Consider the following 233-nt stretch of genomic DNA (forward strand, 5'->3'; position numbering starts at 1 on the left):
GCGGACAACGCATCGAGAAGCCGCGCGACATGCGAATCGCTGCGTACTTCCTTGAGCACGACGTGTAGTGTCAGACGCTGGCAGCGGCCTGCCGCACGCGTCATTGCCGCGAGATCGAAGTCGGCGAAACTGAATTTTTCCGGGAACGCAAAGTACTCGGTGAGAAGCCGGTAAGCCGGATGCGATTTGGCCGGATAGTCGATTAGCGCGTCGTCTTCGTCAAAGCCTGCTTG

General features: G+C 58.8%; 1 protein-coding gene. It reads right to left on the reverse strand.

Annotated features, from left to right (window positions below):
* A partial coding sequence (locus tag SB822_RS61225; protein WP_410859682.1) for a type VI secretion system baseplate subunit TssF occupies window positions 1-233 on the reverse strand: 233 nt, incomplete at both ends.

The sequence above is a fragment of the Paraburkholderia sp. SIMBA_054 genome, from assembly GCF_046534875.1.
Lineage (GTDB): Bacteria > Pseudomonadota > Gammaproteobacteria > Burkholderiales > Burkholderiaceae > Paraburkholderia > Paraburkholderia hospita.